This window comes from Pelosinus fermentans DSM 17108 (genome assembly GCF_000271485.2).
In the GTDB taxonomy this organism is placed as follows: Bacteria; Bacillota; Negativicutes; order DSM-13327; family DSM-13327; genus Pelosinus; species Pelosinus fermentans.
Map to the genome: position 1 here is coordinate 215843 of NZ_AKVN02000001.1, position 16291 is coordinate 232133.

At 40.1% G+C, this 16291-nt stretch carries 15 protein-coding genes and 1 other annotated feature; of the genes, 10 read left to right on the forward strand and 5 right to left on the reverse strand.

Going from position 1 to position 16291, the window contains the following annotated elements:
• Window positions 1–48: 48 nt before the first annotated feature.
• From FR7_RS01000 to gnd, 4 genes are all read left to right on the forward strand, one after another.
• On the forward strand, window positions 49–900 hold the full coding sequence (locus FR7_RS01000) for a response regulator (RefSeq protein ID WP_007937932.1): 852 nt from the start codon (window positions 49–51) through the stop codon (window positions 898–900).
• A gap of 2 nt (window positions 901–902) precedes the next feature.
• Window positions 903–1361: a chemotaxis protein CheX gene (locus FR7_RS01005; protein WP_007937934.1), complete on the forward strand. Its 459-nt coding sequence runs from the start codon at window positions 903–905 to the stop codon at window positions 1359–1361.
• Window positions 1362–1705: 344 nt separating this feature from the next.
• Window positions 1706–2356: an HAD family hydrolase gene (locus tag FR7_RS01010; protein WP_007937936.1), complete on the forward strand. Its 651-nt coding sequence runs from the start codon at window positions 1706–1708 to the stop codon at window positions 2354–2356.
• A gap of 175 nt (window positions 2357–2531) precedes the next feature.
• A complete protein-coding gene (gene gnd / locus FR7_RS01015; RefSeq protein WP_007937939.1) occupies window positions 2532–3941 on the forward strand; it encodes a decarboxylating NADP(+)-dependent phosphogluconate dehydrogenase in 1410 nt (469 codons plus the stop codon).
• Window positions 3942–4094: 153 nt separating this feature from the next.
• Here the strand turns inward: gnd and FR7_RS01020 are convergent, their stop codons facing one another.
• From FR7_RS01020 to FR7_RS01035, 4 genes are all read right to left on the reverse strand, one after another.
• The gene (locus FR7_RS01020; RefSeq protein ID WP_007937942.1) at window positions 4095–5012 is read right to left on the reverse strand and encodes a protease complex subunit PrcB family protein; all 918 of its coding nucleotides are present in this window, start codon (window positions 5010–5012) and stop codon (window positions 4095–4097) included.
• 337 nt (window positions 5013–5349) lie between these two features.
• Complete coding sequence (locus FR7_RS01025; RefSeq protein ID WP_007937946.1) at window positions 5350–6102, reverse strand: energy-coupling factor ABC transporter ATP-binding protein; 753 nt, start codon at window positions 6100–6102, stop codon at window positions 5350–5352.
• Window positions 6099–6911: a cobalt ECF transporter T component CbiQ gene (gene cbiQ / locus FR7_RS01030; protein WP_007937948.1), complete on the reverse strand. Its 813-nt coding sequence runs from the start codon at window positions 6909–6911 to the stop codon at window positions 6099–6101. Before cbiQ ends, FR7_RS01025 begins: the two co-directional genes overlap by 4 nt.
• A gap of 85 nt (window positions 6912–6996) precedes the next feature.
• Window positions 6997–8043 (reverse strand): energy-coupling factor ABC transporter permease, encoded by a 1047-nt coding sequence (locus FR7_RS01035; RefSeq protein WP_007937950.1) that lies wholly within the window; start codon window positions 8041–8043, stop codon window positions 6997–6999.
• Between the two features lie 415 nt (window positions 8044–8458).
• Here FR7_RS01035 and FR7_RS01040 point away from each other — a divergent pair, with 415 nt between their 5' ends.
• The 5 genes from FR7_RS01040 to tyrS all read left to right on the forward strand — a co-directional run bounded on the left by FR7_RS01040 (window position 8459) and on the right by tyrS (window position 13151).
• Window positions 8459–8923 carry an Lrp/AsnC family transcriptional regulator gene (locus FR7_RS01040; protein ID WP_007937952.1) on the forward strand — a complete coding sequence of 155 codons (465 nt, stop codon included), beginning with the start codon at window positions 8459–8461 and terminating at the stop codon, window positions 8921–8923.
• A gap of 33 nt (window positions 8924–8956) precedes the next feature.
• Window positions 8957–10318 carry an amino acid permease gene (locus tag FR7_RS01045; protein ID WP_007937954.1) on the forward strand — a complete coding sequence of 454 codons (1362 nt, stop codon included), beginning with the start codon at window positions 8957–8959 and terminating at the stop codon, window positions 10316–10318.
• Between the two features lie 249 nt (window positions 10319–10567).
• The gene (locus tag FR7_RS01050; RefSeq protein WP_007937956.1) at window positions 10568–10936 is read left to right on the forward strand and encodes an arsenate reductase family protein; all 369 of its coding nucleotides are present in this window, start codon (window positions 10568–10570) and stop codon (window positions 10934–10936) included.
• 187 nt (window positions 10937–11123) lie between these two features.
• Window positions 11124–11639, forward strand: coding sequence for a MarR family winged helix-turn-helix transcriptional regulator (locus tag FR7_RS01055; RefSeq protein WP_007937958.1), 516 nt, complete (start codon window positions 11124–11126; stop codon window positions 11637–11639).
• Window positions 11637–11855 (forward strand) — a binding site (T-box leader). Its footprint overlaps the gene before it by 3 nt.
• A gap of 48 nt (window positions 11856–11903) precedes the next feature.
• On the forward strand, window positions 11904–13151 hold the full coding sequence (tyrS, locus tag FR7_RS01060; RefSeq protein WP_007951683.1) for a tyrosine--tRNA ligase: 1248 nt from the start codon (window positions 11904–11906) through the stop codon (window positions 13149–13151).
• 34 nt (window positions 13152–13185) lie between these two features.
• On the opposite strand, the gene FR7_RS01065 is transcribed toward tyrS, so the two are convergent.
• Window positions 13186–14760, reverse strand: a complete 1575-nt coding sequence (locus tag FR7_RS01065; RefSeq protein WP_007937963.1) for a sigma 54-interacting transcriptional regulator — start codon at window positions 14758–14760, stop codon at window positions 13186–13188.
• A 406-nt stretch (window positions 14761–15166) separates the two neighbouring features.
• Between FR7_RS01065 and ald the strand changes: the two genes are divergently transcribed.
• The gene (gene ald, locus FR7_RS01070) at window positions 15167–16288 is read left to right on the forward strand and encodes an alanine dehydrogenase (RefSeq protein WP_007937965.1); all 1122 of its coding nucleotides are present in this window, start codon (window positions 15167–15169) and stop codon (window positions 16286–16288) included.
• The last annotated feature ends 3 nt before the right edge of the window (window positions 16289–16291 follow it).

Consider the following 16291-nt stretch of genomic DNA (forward strand, 5'->3'; position numbering starts at 1 on the left):
TGATAGATTGCTAATTAATCGTAAAAAATTATTGCTGGTGGTGAGACGATGAATAAAATTCGAGTACTAATAGTTGATGATTCTCCTTTTAGTCAGAGATTAATTAAAGATGCTTTGAAAGAGTCAAAGTATGAAGTGTGCGGTTGTGCTGGTACAGGTAATGATGGTATACGTCAGTACCGTGAACTGCAGCCGGATTTGGTAACAATGGATTTGACATTGCCTGATATGGATGGGTTGGAGTGCTGCCGTGAATTGTTGACCATTGATCCAGCAGGTAAAATCGTAGTGGTAAGTGCCATGAAGGATGAAGCCATTATCAATCGGGGGACAGCCATTGGCGTAAAAGCATTTTTCCAAAAGCCGGTGAAGTCGGAGGAACTGCTCCTTGGAATCGAACAGATTATCGTGCAGCAGGGGAATGAAGCAGGTCCGCAGCATTTCTTGGAATATTTTATTGCCGCCTTTACGAAAAATATTATAGACATGACGGGAATGGATGTTATTTCTATAGATCATAGTACGATTCAGCCAGTAGTATCCCATGGTTTAGGCGTTATCATTGGCATTACAGGAAGTCAGCAGGGGCGAATTATGCTGGATGTATCTGTGGACGTGGCGCAAGAGTTTACTAAAAAGTTATTAAGAACTGATGAAGTTGCGGATGAGGATGTATTTAATAGTATTTCTGAATTTACTAATATTATTGCAGGTCATAGTATCTCTGACATTAATAATGTGTTAAAAACTAAGGAATTTGAGATTCGTCTTACACCACCGAGCATTATAATTGGTGAATCCATTGCTATTATTAATCCTAAAATGACTTCGAATACAGTCACAGCAAAAACCGCGATTGGTTCATTGCATATGAATGTTGGGTTTGTAGGAGGGAAATAATTTTGGATGTAAAACTGATTAATCCATTTATTGATGCGATTATGAATATTATGCCGCAATTAGGTTTTCAAAATGTTGTGAAGGGCAAGCTTTCAGTAGGGGATCAGTTTGTCGAGAGTAAAGGAATCACCGTGTTAGTGGGATTGACAGATCAGTTGCGAGGCAATATTGCATATAATTTCACGGAAGCAACGGCCATGTCGATTGCATCAAAAATGATGATGGGGATGCCTGTTGCAACATTAGATGACTTAGCACAAAGTGCAATTTCTGAGCTAACCAACATGGTTACGGGAAATGCTGCAACTCGCTTTGAGAAAGATGGCTTACGGGTGGATATTTCCCCCCCTAGTCTAGTTGTGGGAGAGAAGTTTAAACTGAAAGTAAGCAGTGCAAAATTTTTAGTAGTGGAAATGATTGCCGATTCATTAGTAATTGAACTAAATATTGGCATCGAATAATTTATGATGGGACGTTTGAGAGGTATTGTTCCCTTATGAGATAGTGGTAAAAATATATAACTGACTGATTGGAAAACAAAAGGTGTAAGGAATGCTGCTCTACGAGAAAAGAGAAGGCCTTAGGCCTTTTTATTTATAAGCTTTAGAGGTGTTAGAACGATTTAACCGCAGAGACGCAGAGGAGATTTTTAACCCTATCTATCTTTTCTCTGTGTTCTCTGCGTCTCTGCGGTTCGATTATTTTTTTCCACGCATTTTCTATACCCTTTTTAAAGGGCTTTTCTTGATAATGACAAAAGAACGTAACGTATAGAAAATCTTAAGAAATGGGAAGGTGACAGTCTATGTATGAAATCATACTATTTGACTTGGATGGAACGTTGACAGATCCTAAAATCGGTATTACATCATCCGTTCAATATGCCTTAGAGAAAATGGGGATTAAAGAAGAAGATCCAGATGTATTGATTCCTTTTATCGGACCACCTTTATTAACATCCTTTAAAGAGCTCTACCATATGAGTGATCAGGAGGCAGTGCAGGCGATTGGATATTATCGAGAACGTTTTTCGGTAACAGGATTATATGAAAACAAAGTATATGAGGGCATGGAGGAACTATTAACCAGTTTAAAGATTCAAGGGAAAAAACTAATTGTAGCAACTTCAAAGCCTACGGAGTTTTCAGTGCAAATTTTAGAACACTTTGGTTTAAAGCAGTACTTTGCTGCCATTGTGGGAAGTAATTTTGATGGAACAAGGACTGAGAAGGGTGATGTGATCGAGTTTGCCCTATCAGGGGAAAATATAACTGATTTAAGTAAAGTTGTAATGATTGGAGATCGGAAATATGATATCAGCGGTGCCAAACAGAATCATATTGATGTGATTGCTGTTGCTTATGGATATGGCAGCCAAGAAGAGCTGGCCGCCGCTGAGCCTAATTATATCGTTTCATCAGTGTCAGAACTTGCCATTCTCCTGGGAAGGTCGTAAATCTAAACTGGAATGTAAAGGAAAGTAAGCAGCCTTTTTTCAAAATGATTATAATGCCCTGAAAAAATAAAAAAAATGAAAAAAATTTTCTGAATGAGCAGGTATCCTTAGACTTACACTAGAATAATACAGTAGCAAGAGGAATTGATTTGTTACTGAAAGGGAGGAAACAGGGATGTTATATGATATTGGATTGGTTGGTTTAGCTGTAATGGGTGAAAATCTAGTGATGAACATGGCTAATAAAGGCTTTGGTGTAGCAGTATATAATCGTACGGTAAGTAAGGTAGATGAATTTTTGGCGCAAAATGCAGAGGGAAAAAAGATTGGCGGGGCTCATTCTATCATGGAGCTGACTAAGATGCTCGCCAAGCCCAGGAAAGTTATGCTGATGGTTAAGGCCGGCAAGCCAGTAGATGATATGATAGCTGAATTGCTGCCTTATCTAGATCAGGGGGATATCATAATTGACGGTGGCAATTCTTATTTTCAGGATACCCGCAGGCGGTTTGATGAATTATCTCGTAAAGGAATTCGTTTTATTGGTATGGGCGTGTCTGGGGGAGAAGAGGGAGCACTAAAGGGACCAAGTCTCATGCCAGGAGCTGAACTTTCTGCTTACCAGGAAGTGGCACCGATTTTTACAGCGATTGCTGCTCAGGTTGCAGATGGCCCATGCTGCGCTTATGTAGGACCAGACGGGGCGGGTCATTACGTGAAAATGGTACACAATGGAATCGAATATGGCGATATGCAGCTTATTAGTGAAGCATATTATATTATGAAAGTTGCATTAGGGTTGTCAGCAGAGGAACTCTATGAAGTATTTGCTGAATGGAACAAAGGGGAGCTCGATTCGTATCTTATTGAAATTACACGAGATGTTTTTTTACAGCAGGATGAACTCACGGGTAAGCCATTAGTAGAAATGATTTTAGATAAAGCCGGTCAGAAAGGAACAGGTAAATGGACCTCGCAAAGTGCTTTGGATTTGGGAGTGCCGACGCCAACAATTACGGAAGCTGTATTTGCCCGTTGCATGTCGGCATACAAAGAAGAACGGGTGGCTGCTTCTCGCATCTTAATTGGTCCCGATGATCAATATAAGGGAGATCGGAAGGTGTTTATTAAGGCGATCCATGATGCTTTATATGCATCGAAGATATGTTCTTACGCCCAAGGATTTGCTCTTTTAAAAGCTGCTGATAAGGAATATGGCTGGAACTTAAACTATGGTGATGTAGCTCTTCTTTGGCGAGGCGGATGCATTATTCGGGCTCAATTTTTAGATCGGATTAAAGAGTCCTTCCAGCAAGATGCTGATCTGCCGAATTTACTGCTGGCTCCTTATTTCCAAGAGGCGCTAAGCCGAGTTCAAGACAACTGGCGCCTAGTTGTAAAAACGTGTAAAGAACTAGGGATTCCGACGCCTTCCTTTAGTGCTTCCCTGGACTATTATGACAGCTATCGCAGGGCCGTGCTCCCCTCCAATCTGATCCAAGCGCAAAGGGATTACTTTGGTGCTCATACCTATGAGAGAGTTGATCAACCTGGTACTTTTCATACGGAATGGATAAAAAAATAGGTTCATAAGTAGAGAGGTATAGATTTAACCGCAGAGACGCAGAGAACACAGAGAAAAGATAGATAGGGTTAAAAATCTCCTCAGCGTCCTCTGCGTCTCTGCGGTTCGATTATTTTTTTCCACGCATTTTCTATTTCTTTAAAAGATTGTTGTTTACTGCGTTAGCGCAATATTATAATTTGTTAGCGTGGTATTATTCTGGTTAATAAAGGTTACCCGGATTGGACGGCGGGTATCAAATAATGATCGTTCCATGGCAATATAGTCATAACCCTTGGTAGTCGTCACGCTCTCATTAAGGCGAGGGCTTTTGGTTCTTACTGTAACAGTAAGGTCATTTCCTGATTGTGTGATCTTTTCAATGCCGATACCGTACCCAGTTGAGTCTACGGTACCGAGGTGAGTATAAACAACGATTTGATGGCTAAAGTCGACATTTTTCATCTGGTTTATGATGTCTTCCGGGACTAAATTCGCTCCTCGTAAACGGGGATCTTGAATCAGAGCACCAAAGGTCATGTCGGCGGGATAAGAGGTATTGTACCATGTCCATTCACGGAAATCATTCGTTTGATATAGGGTTTGGGGAGCATTGGGGGTGATGACCACTGGACCCGTAATGGGGCGGTGGGTAAAAAAGCTGGCAGGAGTATAAGTAGCAGGATATCTTGAATTACCAATACCACGTATTGCAGTAATCTCCCATCCTTGATTGCGAGTTTTGGTTAGGTTTACTTTAAAAGTCTGACCGCTGGTTCGCACTTCAACAGTTGCTTTGTTTGCTGACTGATCAAGAATTGTAAATTTATCACGGAAGGGGTTAAAGCCGTAGGTATAGGCATGTTCCTTTACGGTTCTTACGGGGTCCATTTTGGATGAGTTCGACCAATTTTTTGATTTGGAAGTTCGATCTGCTTCAGGAGTCTGGTTTGTTTCATTCGAAGCGGCAAAAACTTTTGCAACAGGAAGACCAGGCAACATTGCCGAAGACATAACTGCTGCTCCTGCAACAGCGGCTAATAGTTTCTTCGAATGGTTTTTTATTTGCTTTCTGCGAATTATACTTTTCATAGCTAATCTTCCTTTCATACATTTTTGTTAGTGTTTCCATTACTCCAACGATCCATGTTAGGGAGTTTTAACCGAAAAATAAGTAAAGATTGGATACCTAAATATTCATGAGTTAAAAGAACATTTAGGTATTAAAAAGAACTAGTCCTTTCTAAGAAAATGAAAGGACTAGTCGTTTTGTTTGAAGGGTTGAAATGCAGCATTATGAAAAGCAATGAACTGGCGAAAAAATCTCGTAGCAAGAGGGGATTGCTTCGCTCTGCTCGCAATGACAAAAAATAGAAAAGATACTAGAGTTATTTCTTCACGTTCTTTGTAGTCTTCGTATCTTTGCGGTTCAAATTTTAGAGCAAACCGGGCAGTTTTGCATGGAGAAGGGCTGCTCTAAGCCTGCCTGTTCTAATATATCTTTATCGCGAAAGATTTCAAGGGTAGGGCCATCAGCGAGAATGCTGCCATTATGCAAGACGATGGTCCGTTTGCAAAGATCCAGTACCATATCTAAATCATGAGTTGCAATAATTTTTGTATGACAAAATGTGTGCAAAAGATTGATCAACTGGCGGCGGGCCAAGGGATCAAGGGCTGCGGTTGGTTCGTCCATTACCAATATTGCCGGGGCCATGGCTAACACTGTCGCGATAGCTACTGCTCGTTTTTGTCCTCCTGAGAGGCGATAAGGGGGACGGTCTTTTAAAGCATAAGCACCTACGGTTTTTAATGCTGATGTTACACGCTTTTCCACTTCTAGAGGCGGATATCCTAAGTTCAGAGGACCAAAAGCTACATCATCATAAACAGTTGGCATGAACAGCTGATCGTCAGGATTTTGAAAAACCATGCCAACTGTACGTCGAATGTGGGCTAGCGTTTCTTTGACAACGGGATAGCCACCAATATTGACCGTTCCTGCTGTGGGAAATAGCACGCCATTCAAATGGGATAGCAAAGTGGTTTTACCTGAGCCATTGGAGCCAACGATTGCGATCGCTTCCCCATGATCGATGTGAAGAGAGAGGCTGCTTAATGCAGTTGTGCCGTCAGGATAGGTATATAGTATATTTGTTAAATCAATTGTATGATGACTCATTGGAAACCTCCTGTAAGCAATGTTCCCAGGACCTCTGGGATATTAATAAAACGGCAGAGGAGAAAGAAGGATAGACAAAAAAGTAGATAAAGATGATCTTTTTTTGTCCATCTTGCAGCAGATCGTAAAGGAACCTTTCCGTCAAAGCCGCGACATAGCATCGCTTGATAGATTCGCTGTGCTCGATCCATGGTTCTAAGTAGTAATTGTCCCAGCAATGACCCCCAAGCCTTATAATGAATTCCAGCCGTCTTGAAAGAACGAAGATTGTAGGCCTGATTTGTTTTTAGAAATTCTTCAAGCAATACATGGAGATAGCGATACAAAAAGAGGATTTGAATCACAATGGGCTTGGGAACACCAATTTGCGACATGGCTGTACAAATTGAATTCATACCCGTTGTTGCAACCAAAATTAAAGCCGATGTTACGGTCAAGAGCAGTTTGATGGTAATGGATAGAAAGGATAGCCAGCCTCCAGTAATCAGAAAGGATCCGAGCTTTGCAATCGGCCTTTGGTCAAAAACTGGATTGAATAGGCCAATAAAAACAATAAAAGGAGCGATCAGTATCAAGCGTTTTACGATCGGTTTATAAGGCAGATTTCCTAAAGACATTAAAGCAACGGGATAAAATAATAGGGGAAAAAGACTTGTAACTTCGTATTTAGAAAAGGAGGTAACCAGCACAACAAAAACTAAGGTTGTGATCAGTTTGGTACAGGAATTCAAAGAGTGAATGAAAGTCTTTTGAGTGGCGAGATCATCAATAGTTCGCAGATCGAGCCAAGTTGACTCCAGTTTGATCATAGTAACCCTCTTTCAAAGAAAAAATAGTATTTGCCTATCCATAAGAATAAGGGATACGACGATACGTCGCATCCCTTATAGTATACTAGCGTTTTGCTGCAACTTGTAGCCCTTTGCCAATAAAATAAGCTAAAATCAAGGTAATAAATGATCCTACGAGACCGGCTACCGAAGTTCCTGTATCTACGGCAGGCCAAGTTGCTTCTGTGGCTGCCTCGGTTCCTTCTACTGAAGCTGGATGGGAGGCAGGAGCAGCTTTAAAATTGTAATCAGGGAGGAAGGCGATTTTTTCCTGTAATTCGGCGAAATAGCCATGAACCTCATCGGATGCCTGGAGCTCTTCTTCTCCGTTGATTCCGGCAATCGACCATTCCAGTCCATCGGGATTACTGGAAGCAAACCAGGATAAGCCACCTCCTGTGATTATAGCGAGGGTAAATAAGACGATAATCACTTTTTTTATAGAAGCAGCACCTAATGATGGATTTAAAGCTGTGGGTTGGATGATCTGGGGTGCTTCTTGATAAATGAATCCAATGACCACAGCGGTAATAATGCCTTCAATCAAACCAATAGCAAGGTGAATGGGCTGCATGAGCAGTACAAAGGTTGTAAAAGGAAGGGCTGATATTCCAGAAAAGAGGGTTTGTAAAACTACGCTAAAGGCTCCTAGTTGGAGTCCGGCAACTGCTGCTGCGATGGAGCCAAGCATAATGCGTTTTTGTGAGGGAGTCGTGCCGACTAATGGTTTATAAATAAATGGATACGCTATATAGCAAGGAATAAAACCCATGTTAAAAATATTACAGCCAAGAGCCAGTAAACCTCCATCGGCAAAAAATAATGCCTGAACCGTTAATATAGAAGCAATCGTTAAAAAAGCAGCATGAGGGCCAAGGAGTATTGCCAGCAGCACGCCTCCACCGATGTGACCGCTTGATCCTGTACCAGGTATGGTGAAATTAATCATTTGGGAAGCAAAGACAAAGGCACCCAGGACGCCCATTAAGGGGATTTTTTGCTCATCCATATCATTTTGAACTTTCTTGGCTGCGTAGGAAGCCAATCCAGCAGTAGCGGCCCAGAGGGTTCCACCTACCACTGGGGAAATTAGTGCATCCGCCATGTGCATACATCATCACTCCTAATTATATTTTTCAATTTACAAAACCTATGCAAAGGATATATATCCAAGACACTTAATATAATACTTCTCGTTTTTCTTCATAAAAATGGCTACGCAAGAAAAGCTCCAAACTTCTTGGAGCATGACTTTCGTAGCCATCTGACAAGCCTTCATGACCTGTAGTAGTAAATATATATATATTTATGATGTTCAATTTCGCCGCTTTTTTTCTTTATCCTGCTTCTTGCAGAAAAAAATAATAAAAATGGAAAAGATACACAGGATCGATCTTCCAATTGATTTAGTGCATTAAACATAATAATATACTAAATTTTATTGACAAGGCGAAATAAAATATTGCATTATATATTAGTGTAAGAATATTATTTTGCGTTTCGTTATAAAGGAGCAGGATGTTGTTATGAGACTTGATAGTTATGACCGAGCGATTTTGAGTGCTTTACAAAGAGATTCTTCTATATCCAATTTGGATTTGTCTAAATTAATTGGTCTTTCAACCTCTGCATGTCTTACGAGAACAAAAAACCTAAAAGAACTGGGGGTTATTAAGCAATTTACAACGATCGTGGATGAAAGAAAGCTTGGGATGGAAACCATTGCCTTTATTATGGTGATTTTGTCTCCTCTGAATCGGGAAACAGCAGATTTTTTCTTAGAGCAGATTAATAAGCTTCCTCAAGTACTTGAGTGCTACAGCATTACTGGTAATAAGGACTATCTTTTAAAGATCGTTGCTAAAGATATGCCAACGTACAAAGATTTTGTAATCGATTCACTTATGGCGATACCCGGGGTAAGCCGGGTGGAAACCAGTATCGTAATTAATACTGAGAAGAGAACAGTAGCGATACCAACGGAAGAATGATCTAAACAATACAATCGAAAAAAGGGGAAAAGTATGGATAGTAACATAACAAATCAACAGATACAGCGAGGTCTGAAAAATCGTCATATCCAAATGATCGCGTTAGGGGGAGCCATTGGTACAGGTTTATTTTACGGTTCCGCCACGGTGGTAAAAACGGCTGGACCTGCGATTACTTTATCATATTTAATTGGCGGCATTATTATTTTCTTTATTATGCGGGCATTAGGCGAGATGGCTGTGGATTGTCCAGTATCGGGATCATTCAGTCAGTATGCCTATCAATATTGGGGTGAGCTTCCTGGATTTATTGCCGGCTGGAACTACTGGTTTAATTATGTGGTTGTTGGTATGGCTGAATTATCAGTTGTAGGGACTTATATGAATTATTGGTATCCTGATATTCCTACATGGGTAACAGCACTTGCTTGTTTAGTGGTTGTTACATTCATTAATACGGTAAATGTAAAAGCCTATGGCGAGCTTGAGTTTTGGTTTGCGATTATCAAAGTTCTGGCAATCATTGGAATGATTGTTTTTGGCGTAGCTATGATTGTTTTTGGCATTGGTAATAGTGGACAGCCTGTTGGAATCAGTAATTTGTGGGAACATGGCGGTTTTTTTCCCAACGGGGTATTGGGAGTGGTGATGTCACTGGTTTTAGTCATGTTTTCATTTGGCGGAGTTGAGCTTGTGGGGATTACTGCCGGTGAAGCTGAAAATCCTAATAAGACAATTCCACAAGCCATCAACCAAGTAGTATGGCGGATACTGCTTTTTTATATAGGAGCTATGGGAGTTATTTTAGCAATCTTTCCTTGGAATGAAATTGAGGCAACGGGCAGCCCTTTTGTACAGATATTTTCTCACGTGGGTATTCCATCCGCGGCTAATTTATTAAACTTTGTCGTTCTTACAGCCGCCCTATCTGCATATAACAGTGCCCTATATAGCAATGGAAGAATGTTATATGGCTTAGCAGTACAGGGAAATGCTCCTAAATTCTTTGGAAGGCTCAATTCAGCTGGAGCACCAATCATTGCAATTTTATTTTCTACCGCTTTTACATTACTTGCGGTGTTAATCAGCTACTTGGACCCGGAAAAGGTGTTCCTGTACTTTATGGCGCTGGCGACGATTTCTATTATTATCAATTGGGCGACCATCTTGATTGTGCAATTAAAATTTCGAAAGCATAAAGAAAAGACAGGTGAGCCAATCTTGTTTAAGATGCCGCTGCATCCGATCTCATCGTATATTAGTTTGGTCTTTTTAGCCGTTGTTGTCGTTATTATGGCTTTTATTCCTGATCTGCGCTTTTCTTTATATATTGCTCCTATTTGGTTGCTTACTTTATATATTGGCTTTAAACTAAAAACGGCTGCAAAGAATTAATTACAATTATTAAAACGACTGCTCGGTGTCTACTCTTCTTATTGTTTTAGAGTAGACAATTCTGCCAAGAACATGGGTATCATGTGATGTATCTGCACACTCATCGATTCTTTCCCGGGGGTTTAACTTTTGGAGAAATCAGGGTTTTACCATTACGGTTGATGAATCCAATAAAGCAGTAGGATGTCGGCAATTAGAAGTGGGATCATGAATTAATGCCCTTTAATTTTAAATAGGAGCGATACGATTATGAGTAAAGAATGTCTTTTTATATGGTATCCTAAATGCACTACTTGTCAAAAAGCGAAGAAATGGCTTGATGATAATGGCATTTCATATGAAATGCGAAATATTAAGGAGCAGAATCCAACCGCATCGGAGCTGCGTCAATGGTGGGAAAAAAGCAACCTTCCCTTACGTAAATTCTTTAATACCAGCGGACTCCTATACAAATCCTTGGGACTAAAGGATAAACTGTCAGGTATGTCTGAGGAGGAACAGTTTTCCCTGCAGGCAACTGACGGAATGCTTGTCAAACGGCCTTTGGTAGTAACCCAGGATAACGTTCTGGTCGGGTTTAAGGAAGCGGAGTGGGAAAGACTCACTGTGCCGTGCTAAGAAGCAGGTATTTTATACGAAAATAGACAAAATAGAGCCATGCTTTAGAAAAAGCATGGCTCTATTTTTTAGGACAAGTAAGCAGCGAGATGATCTTAAAGATTTGCTTGCTGTTATAATAAAGATATGCTAGAATTGTTTCAACATTAATAATTAGTTAACTAATGATTTTGGGGGTTAGGAATCAATGCAATTTTTAGATCATAATGCTGCCTTGGGAGAATTGGATGTGCTGCGGCGTTTACCTAAAGTTCAATTAGGACCTCTAAATGTGAGTGCTATTTCAGTGGCAACGAACATCTATCGGGCGGGACAGTGTTTAAAGCTCAAAATGGAGCGAGAGAAGCTTTCAAAGTATGATCTGTCTTGGACAGCCTTTTCAATATTGTATGATCTTTGGATATGCAATTCACTGGAAACAAGGCAGCTAGCTGCATCTTCTGGAATAACAGCAGCTACTGTAAGCAATGTAATAAAAACATTAGAAAGTAAAGAGCTATGCAAAAGAGATGTAGATAAAAAAGACCGCAGATTAGTCAATGTCACAATTACTGAAAAAGGTATAAGTGTCATGCAGGATTTGTATCCTGATTTTCATCAGGGCGAAATGGAAATCGTGAAAGAATTAAGTCTCGAAGAACAAGAGACGCTTGCCAGGTTGTTGCGAAAAGTAATAAAAGGTATGCAGCTATCAACTAAATAGGAAGCTTTGACGGGAATCAGTAGTATGTTATCTCCCTGTAAACAGAGAGCCGATGTGAGGTGTGAATCGGTACAAAGATAAATATGAATTACCTCCCTGAGCTTTCTTTGTGAACACAGTGAGTAGCAAAGAACGGAGCGAACCGTTATTTCGTTGAGTGGAAGAAGAGATTCTTCAATTAGGGTGGTACCGCGTGCAAGAAACCACGTCCCTTTTTTGGGAACGTGGTTTTTTATATTTTAAATACAATTGGAGGAAGCAAAGATGAAAAATCAATTGGAACAATTAACGAGAGAGCAGCTTGCAGAAGTAGATAGACAGTTTTCCATCTATTCTTCTGGGGCAGCAGAGATCATTCCAGAAGAAGAACTCAAGCATAAAATTGCAAAATCAGTATTATTAGATAAGCCTTTAAAAATAAAACTGGGATTAGACCCTTCCGCACCAGATGTTCATTTAGGACATACCGTAGTACTAAATAAGTTGCGGCAGTTTCAAGATAACGGACATGTGATTCAGCTAATCATTGGTGATTTTACTGGAAAGATCGGAGATCCTACAGGTAAATCTACTGCGAGAAAGCAGCTGACGGATGAAGAGGTTCAGCATAATGCCCAAACCTATTTCCAGCAGTTTGGAAAAGTTCTAAAAATGGAAAAGATTGAACTTCACTACAATTCCAAGTGGCATTCTAAGTTGCATTTTGAAGATGTAATTAACCTGGCAGGAAAAATTACAGTGGCACGTTTAATAGAAAGGGATGATTTTGAAGAGCGTTTGGCCCTTAAAAAGCCGATTTCACTTCATGAATTTTTCTATCCTTTAATGCAGGGATATGATTCTGTAGTTCTAGAAAACGACATTGAGTTAGGAGGAACTGACCAGCACTTTAACATCTTAATGGGAAGACATTTTCAGGAGAAATTTGGTAAGGAAAAGCAAGTGGCAATATTGATGCCCCTGTTGGAAGGTCTCGATGGGGTAGAGAAAATGTCTAAGTCGAAGAATAATTATATTGGCATTGATGAGCCCCCAAATGATATGTACGGAAAAGCCATGTCAATCCCCGATGAATTAATGCCTAAATATTTTGAGCTTGCAACGGATTTCTCCCTAGATGAAATACAGAAAATACAGCATGAGGTAAAAAACAATATTCTACATCCACGTGATGCCAAGATGCTTTTAGGAAGGACGATCGTAAGAATATATCACGGTCAAGAGGCGGCAGAGGAAGCTGAACTTCGCTTTAAATCCGTATTTCAAAAGGGAGAACTTCCAACCGATATTCCTGCAGTTCACTGGCAAGGCTCCAGATCAATAGCAGTGATTGATTTACTTGTTACACTTGATTTGCAGAGTTCCAAAAGCGAAGCAAGGAGAATGATTCAAAATGGTGGTATAAAGATTAATGGTGAAAAGATCATGGATATACATGCAGTGATTACCATAACAAATGACTTGATCATTCAAGTTGGCAAGCGTATTTATCGGCAGTTAAAATGCAATTGATCGTTTTTCAAGATTTTTTACGATTGTAATCTGCTCACAAGGAATCCGCTCTACTAGGAATATTGTATTTTCTCATTCGATTTAACACTCCAGTATGGGATAAACCAAGTATTTTACCGACTTGACGGGAGGTTCCATACTTATTAATGGTTTCGTGAAGAATACAGCATTCCATCTCTTCTAAGACTTCTTTTAATTTGCGGGTGTTACTGGTTGGTGTGGCAACAGTGGAAGTCGTGGGAGTAATATGATCCAGGATAATGTCATCCTGGGTGATTTCTCCATGAGAAGCAAAACTAACGGCACGTTCCATTACATTTTCTAATTCCCGGACATTTCCCAGCCAGTCGTGCTGCAGCAGTTTGTCCATGGCAGGCTTCAAGATATGTTTAATATGTTTTTTCAAACGATGATTTTTCTTGAATAAGAGACTTTCGATGAGCAGGGGCAAGTCTTCTTTACGCTCACGCAGAGGAGGAATGAAGATTGGAATCACATTCAAACGATAATATAAGTCCTCACGGAACTGATTTTTCCGAAGCATCTCTTCTAAATTACTATGGGTTGCTGTAATAATTCGGACATCGACATCGATTTCCCGATTGCCGCCGACGCGTCTGATTTTCCCCTCCTGCAGCACTCGTAATAATTTTGCCTGGAGACTAAAGGAAAGCTCACCGATTTCATCTAAAAAGATTGTCCCGCCATTGGCATATTCAAAAAGTCCACTTTTGCCATATTTCTGTCCTCCTGTAAAAGCACCTTCTTCATAGCCAAATAACTCACTTTCCAGAAGAGCATCTGGCAAAGCTGCACAATTCACAGGTGCAAAAACTTTTTCTTGCCTTGGACTTGCCATATGTATGGATCTTGCAAAAAGTTCCTTGCCAGTACCGCTTTCTCCGCGAATGAGCACGGTAGAATCATTTTGGGCAACTAATTTTGCCACGTTTATGGTATGTTCCATAACTTTGCTTACATGTAGAATTTCTTCAAAACTATTAATCTCAGGTTTGGTTACTGAATATACCAATTCCTCTACGTCTTTCATGGCTTTTAACACCGCGACAGCTCCGATTACGATACCGTTGGCATCCTTTATAGGACGTCCGCTTGTAAGATAATGATTCTTACCTTTCACCGTGGTAACTATGATTTCGCGATTATTATAAGGAAGTCCATTATGCAGTGTTTCTAATAATGGTACTTTGGAGATAAAAACATCTTTAATATTAGAGCCAATGATTTTACCACTTTTGCAGCTCATCATTTTTTCAGCAGCGGCATTAAAATGGGTTATGATTTCCTGTTGATTAATAGCTAAAATCCCATCACCAATCGTGTCCATTACTGTCTTTAATTCTTGTTCCCGTTCCTGATGAGGCATGCGAGATATCCGATTCACATTGCCAATCTGGGGGATCTCACCCAATTGGGTATTGAGGAGTACTTCCTCGTAAGGGGACAAGGATTCAATTTCTAAATACATGATATCGGGCAAGACTTCCATAGAAAGAATATTGATATTTTGCTCTGCGAGCACACGAGAAATATCAAGAACAAGTCCTACCCGATCCTGATTGCAGATTTTTAAACAGAGATTGGCCATCTCCTTCACTCTCCTTATAAGAAAATCTCTTGCTCTTCCTCTTGTTAATAATATGAAAGATGAAGCTATATTATTAACAGGCTAGGTTCAATGCTATATTTTTTAGCTCTCTCAATAAGGACAACCTTTTTTCTAAAAATAGTATAACATTGCAAATCTCCAGAATAAAGAAATTTTTTGAATTAAATGTCAATTTTACAACGAGCTTGTCAGGATTACTGTGCTAGGTGGTACAAAATTGTTCCATGCGGAACATTTTTGTACCACCTTTTGGAATGAAAATATTACAGAATATATAGAAAAGTTAGTAAAGTCTGAATTGTCATCTTGGCATGTTTGTTGCATTACTAATAAGCAAGTACTCATGATAAGTACTTGCTAAATTATTAGATGGAGGTTTTTTATAATGATTATTGGTGTATCGAAAGAGATTAAAAACAATGAAGCTCGTGTAGGCTTGACGCCAGCAGGTACTGAAGCTCTGTGTAAGGCTGGTCACGCCGTCATGATTGAAAAAGGTGCAGGCATTGGTTGTGGTTTCTCAGATGAAAGTTATCAAAAAACCGGCGGAGTTATTATTACTGACAGGAAAACCTTATTTGATAAAGCAGAAATGATTATTAAAGTAAAAGAGCCAATCGAATCAGAGTATGAACTTTTTCATGAAGGACAAATTCTCTTTACATATCTGCACTTGGCACCAGAGCCTAAATTAGCTCATGCTTTACTAGAAAAGAAAGTAATTGGTATTGCCTATGAAACCATTATAGGGCGTAACAATACATTGCCATTATTATCACCAATGAGTGAAGTGGCAGGCCGAATGTCTATACAGATCGGTGCCCAATTTTTAGAAAAACCCTGGGGTGGTAAAGGAATTCTCTTAGGGGGCGTACCAGGAGTTGAATCCGCCCAGGTCGTTATTATCGGCGGCGGCAATGTCGGCACAAATGCAGCTAAAATGGCTTTAGGTATGGGGGCACGGGTTGCCATTATTGATAAATCAACCGATCGCCTGGCTTATTTGGATGATATTTTTGGCGGAAGAGTTACAACTGTCATGTCCAATAGCTACAATATTGCCCGATGGGTCAAGAAGGCTGACCTTTTAGTAGGAGCAGTGTTGATTCCAGGTGCGAAGGCTCCTAAATTAGTAAGTGAACAAATGGTTAAAACCATGGAAGAAGGATCGGTTATTGTGGATGTTGCCATTGACCAGGGCGGTTCCATTGCTACCATTGATCACGCTACCACTCACAGTGATCCTACCTATACCAAACATGGCGTGGTGCATTATTCCGTAGCGAATATGCCAGGAGCAGTATCTCGTACTTCCACACTGGCATTGACAAATGCTACATTGGACTATGCACTGCAGATTGCAAATAAAGGTTGGAAACAAGCTGTACTGGATAATGAAGGGCTGGCTAAAGGAGTTAACGTATTGAACGGCAACGTGACCTACAAAGCAGTAGCAGATGCTTTGAAATTACCCTATGTAGCTTTAGAAGAGTTGATTCGCAAATAATAA

Excerpts from the sequence above, each read along its gene's own strand:
- FR7_RS01065 (WP_007937963.1), bottom strand. The coding sequence starts at position 14,760 with ATGGCCAATCTCTGTTTAAAAATCTGCAATCAGGATCGGGTAGGACTT.
- FR7_RS01020 (WP_007937942.1), bottom strand. The coding sequence starts at position 5,012 with ATGAAAAGTATAATTCGCAGAAAGCAAATAAAAAACCATTCGAAGAAA.
- FR7_RS01045 (WP_007937954.1), top strand. The coding sequence starts at position 8,957 with ATGGATAGTAACATAACAAATCAACAGATACAGCGAGGTCTGAAAAAT.
- FR7_RS01040 (WP_007937952.1), top strand. The coding sequence starts at position 8,459 with ATGAGACTTGATAGTTATGACCGAGCGATTTTGAGTGCTTTACAAAGA.
- FR7_RS01025 (WP_007937946.1), bottom strand. The coding sequence starts at position 6,102 with ATGAGTCATCATACAATTGATTTAACAAATATACTATATACCTATCCT.
- ald (WP_007937965.1), top strand. The coding sequence starts at position 15,167 with ATGATTATTGGTGTATCGAAAGAGATTAAAAACAATGAAGCTCGTGTA.
- FR7_RS01000 (WP_007937932.1), top strand. The coding sequence starts at position 49 with ATGAATAAAATTCGAGTACTAATAGTTGATGATTCTCCTTTTAGTCAG.
- tyrS (WP_007951683.1), top strand. The coding sequence starts at position 11,904 with ATGAAAAATCAATTGGAACAATTAACGAGAGAGCAGCTTGCAGAAGTA.
- FR7_RS01055 (WP_007937958.1), top strand. The coding sequence starts at position 11,124 with ATGCAATTTTTAGATCATAATGCTGCCTTGGGAGAATTGGATGTGCTG.
- FR7_RS01035 (WP_007937950.1), bottom strand. The coding sequence starts at position 8,043 with ATGCACATGGCGGATGCACTAATTTCCCCAGTGGTAGGTGGAACCCTC.
- FR7_RS01050 (WP_007937956.1), top strand. The coding sequence starts at position 10,568 with ATGAGTAAAGAATGTCTTTTTATATGGTATCCTAAATGCACTACTTGT.
- FR7_RS01010 (WP_007937936.1), top strand. The coding sequence starts at position 1,706 with ATGTATGAAATCATACTATTTGACTTGGATGGAACGTTGACAGATCCT.
- cbiQ (WP_007937948.1), bottom strand. The coding sequence starts at position 6,911 with ATGATCAAACTGGAGTCAACTTGGCTCGATCTGCGAACTATTGATGAT.
- gnd (WP_007937939.1), top strand. The coding sequence starts at position 2,532 with ATGTTATATGATATTGGATTGGTTGGTTTAGCTGTAATGGGTGAAAAT.